Here is a 3,218-nt window from a genome sequence, read left to right as displayed (position 1 = left end):
AATTGAGAGCGTCCCGCCGGGCACCTAAACCGAGTCTGGCCCGACCCGATCATGAAGGGAAGTCTCCTAGTAGCCGCGTACGGGTCGTTCGTCGGCCCCCGCGGTTGGCACCAGTGTTAGCTGTGGGCAGCAGTCCCTCTTCAACTAGGTGGCACTGCGGGGGCCTACCGGCAGGAAAGTTGTTGCCATCCCAACGATCTACGGCGAGCGTGGAACACTGCAGCGATGCGACCGTTGCACGCCGCTGAAGCCAAGGCCGGTCTTCGCGTTCTGTACGCCGGAAAGGACGACTCGACCAACGTCCTGGACCCCGGTCTCCTTCGACGGGGTCACATCCTGAAGCATCATCATCCCGGGCTCATCGACATGTTCCACGGCCCCGGCCTCAATCACTGCGTCGTGCGTTTCATCGGGCTCGAGGAAGAACCCGTCAGCACCGTGCTGGGGTTCGACCATCGAGGAGATGGTTCCTACATCGGGCTCCTGGTGCCCACCGAGACCGAATGGGCAGATGCGTTGCGCAGCGGTTGGTGGGGTTAGCCCAACCGAGCCTAGTTCTCTAGGCAACACGCTGTACTGCCGCGAGTGGGATCTTGTCGGCTAGTCCACGCTTGCCGAGAGGCCGGCATCTACTACGCGGGCCTCACTCAGACGGAGGTGTGAGTGAAGGACACTCAGCGCGCTTCACGTGGGCGCCGAACCTTAAGTAGCCACCTCGTCACCGCGTTCTCATCTGCGGTCTCCAGTCCGTGGCCAACGGACAGCACGACCAGCGACGTGTCTGCGCCCGCGAACTCGAACTGTGCTGAGGACCAGCCGAACCGCGTCAGGCGGCTGGTCGGTTGCTTCACTACTTACGTGGCTGACAGGTGCACCCGAACTGGATGTCGCCCAAGCGCTCTGCACTGATCTTCCCGCAGCGACGGCACTCCGTCCGGTGCGGGTCGTCCGGCAACGAAGGGTTCGTGAGCGGCCCGAGATAGATGTAGCCGTGCTCCTCACTGACCTCCTGGGCCTTCTCGTACTGGACCACGTCAACATTCGCGTAGGGGCCCTGCAGGGCCCTCGTTGACTGTGCCCACTCCCGCCAGTAGCAGGCACGGCACGTCGCCTCGTCCCATCCGTTCTTGTCGATGACGTACACGAACCTGTAGTGGGCGACGTTGTCGCACCGGAGGCAGCGAGTCAGCAGCCAATCATCGGGACGAGTGAAGCTTTCCAGCGGCTCCAAGCCCCCTTGCTTCAGGATTGACGCGATGTGCGTATCGCAGTACGTCGGCTTGCTGCGCGTCTTGAAGGCAGCGGTCTGTGAGCAGCCATCTACTGAACAGACCTGATCGGTGACCACTCGCTCACGCCGAAGGGGCCGGGGTGGTTTGGGAGGCGTGGGTACTGGTCGTTCAGCCAGGGGGACCGAGCGAAGGTTGCCCAGCCTGGGTGGGGTGCGGGTTGCTGGCTTTGACGCGGTGCCGGACAGCAGGGCGGCAAGATCGGCGTCAGCATCCAGCGGCTGGCCATCGAGGCACCGCACGAAGTCGTCCTCAGTCATGACTTCGATGGCCTGGCCCTTGTCTTGCAGGTCGAAGGCCCTACGGGCCTTGCCGGTGACGTTGCTGCCCGGTCGCAGGACGGCAGGGTTGATGTCCCCGACGACAAGGACGTTCGTCTTCTTGGTCGTGTTCTGCTCCGGGACAGCACCGACGCGGGCGCACTCCTGCCGGGCGACGTCCCGCGTCATAGACATCAGGGTTCCAGTGAAAACAACGACCCGCCCGTAGAGGTACCCGCTCGGGTCCGCGTCGGTGTTGACCTCGATGGGAGTGAAGTTCCGGCCCCCTGAGCCGATCGCGACGCTGCCGCTGTAGATGCCGCTGCTCATGCGCCCGATCGACATGCGCTGGCACGCTGCAAGGTCCGCGAGGGCGTTGACCCCGGATCTGTCAGCCAGCGCGTTCACAACGGTTACGACGCCATGGGCGTCGGCGAGCGGGTCGTGATGGTCTCCCATTTGTGCACCCAGCGACTCCACGACATACGGCAGCCGGTAGGAGGGCAAGCTGAGTGCTCGTCGAGCCATCACCATCGTGCACAGGAACCGAATCTCGGGCCATTCGATGTTGTCCACCGCACAGGCGTAGCGGATGACGCCGATGTCGAAGCCGGCGTTGTGGGCGACAACGACGTCGTCATCGATGTAGTCCAAGATCGCAGAGAGCACGTGACGCCACCGGGGTGCGTCCGCGACCATCGCGGAGTCGATGCCGTGGAGCATCGAGTTGAAACTGTCGAAGAAGTCGACCGGTTCGGGCGGTCGGATCAGCCAGCGGCGCTCGTCAACAGGCTTGCCGTCACGTACGCGCACAAGTCCGACGGCACAGGGTGAACCCCTGTACGAGTTCGCGGTCTCGAAGTCGATGGCTGTGAAGTTGAGCATGAAGGGCTTAACCAATGCCCTGGACGTAGAGGCGGTCGGTGAAGGACGCGGGGAAGTCTGGCACTGTGGCCGCATTCATGCTCTCAGGCATGATCCATGGGCTTGTGCCGGTTACTGGCTGCACTGTGCGGCGGCGACGCTGTTCGTCGGTCTCCAGCCAAGTAGTCCAGGCCCGGGCAAAGTAGTTGGCTGTGGTGAGTGCCCGGAGGCTGGGGGTGTCTTCTGCCGGTGAGAAGTCTTCAGGGGAGGGCCGGGATGGGAACGTTGGCGCGATCAGGGTTCTCGAGCGTATCGCACGTTTATAGTCGGCAATCGCGTCAAGAATGCGGGACTGCTGCGCTTCGACCTCATCGAGCAGTGCGGCGATGTCAGCGACGTCTAGCGCTTCTCCTTCGATGGGTAAACCCTCGAGGGTCGTGCCCTCGGTCCTCAGCACCACGCAGCGGTGGACGAGTGAGAGCACCTTCTCTGTGGCGCCTGGATCGTTGTTCGCGTCGATTACCACGGCGTTGACGTTGGTCGCTCGATCGCCATCCCTGCTCGTGTTCCAGACAGCGATCTGCCCAGCATCTAGCTGGCGGTCAACAACCGCGATCCCCCGCATGGCTCTCCTTCGAGTTGTAACTGGGTTTGTCGCCGATGTTAACAAGCGGCCCCGACAGGCTTTCCTTGAGACGCCTGGTCCTCGACGGATCCGGCGTACTCAACCCGGATCGTTCACGGGGTGGCGGTGTGATCGGCGTGTAAAAGCACCGAAGTGCTCCCTGAGCAGGGAAGACTTGGA

General features: G+C 63.0%; 3 protein-coding genes. 1 reads left to right on the top strand and 2 read right to left on the bottom strand.

The features are described from left to right. The first annotated feature begins 225 nt into the window (after positions 1 to 225). On the top strand, positions 226 to 540 hold the full coding sequence (locus Q0795_RS17005) for a hypothetical protein (RefSeq protein ID WP_298891723.1): 315 nt from the start codon (positions 226 to 228) through the stop codon (positions 538 to 540). 310 nt (positions 541 to 850) lie between these two features. Here Q0795_RS17005 and Q0795_RS17000 read toward each other — a convergent pair whose 3' ends face one another. Both Q0795_RS17000 and Q0795_RS16995 read right to left on the bottom strand, forming a co-directional pair. After that, positions 851 to 2,434 carry an exonuclease domain-containing protein gene (locus tag Q0795_RS17000; protein ID WP_298891721.1) on the bottom strand — a complete coding sequence of 528 codons (1,584 nt, stop codon included), beginning with the start codon at positions 2,432 to 2,434 and terminating at the stop codon, positions 851 to 853. Positions 2,435 to 2,441: 7 nt separating this feature from the next. Next, a complete protein-coding gene (locus tag Q0795_RS16995; protein WP_298891720.1) occupies positions 2,442 to 3,038 on the bottom strand; it encodes a hypothetical protein in 597 nt (198 codons plus the stop codon). Between the last annotated feature and the right edge of the window lie 180 nt (positions 3,039 to 3,218).

This window comes from uncultured Serinicoccus sp. (assembly GCF_947487915.1).
Taxonomy (GTDB): domain Bacteria; phylum Actinomycetota; class Actinomycetes; order Actinomycetales; family Dermatophilaceae; genus Ornithinicoccus.
The sequence above is the reverse complement of the archived record's forward strand: the minus strand, read 5'-3'. Positions and strand labels throughout refer to the sequence as shown.